Below are 261 nucleotides of genomic sequence, written 5' to 3'. Positions count from 1 at the left end.
GAGCTTGCGCGGCAGCCGCGCGACGCGAGCGCGACCCGCGTCCGCAACCGGGACAGTGTGGACGGCAGGCCGCGCGGCTACTTCCGGGCGTTCGGACTGTCCCGCGTCAGCCTGCGGGAGCAGGCGCACGCCGGGTATCTGCCGGGGGTGCGCAAGTCGTCCTGGTGACGGACGGGACGGTCGCGGGCGGGGTGCGCCTGCTCCCGCAGGCTGACGCGGGACAGTCCGAACGCCCGGAAGGAGCCGCGCGGCCTGCCGTCC

General features: G+C 76.2%; 1 protein-coding gene and 1 pseudogene. One reads left to right on the top strand and one right to left on the bottom strand.

All coding sequences use genetic code 11. The features are described 5' to 3' along the window. A partial coding sequence (rpsN, locus tag AOK23_RS49550) for a 30S ribosomal protein S14 (protein ID WP_079049368.1) occupies window positions 1–168 on the top strand: 168 nt, incomplete at its 5' end. Between the two features lie 23 nt (window positions 169–191). On the opposite strand, the pseudogene AOK23_RS51385 reads toward rpsN, so the two are convergent. After that, a pseudogene (locus AOK23_RS51385) lies at window positions 192–261 on the bottom strand (30S ribosomal protein S14); the annotation flags it as partial.

It is taken from the genome of Streptomyces torulosus, from assembly GCF_001419765.1.
Lineage (GTDB): Bacteria > Actinomycetota > Actinomycetes > Streptomycetales > Streptomycetaceae > Streptomyces > Streptomyces torulosus.
This window is presented reverse-complemented; position numbering and strand designations above follow the sequence as displayed.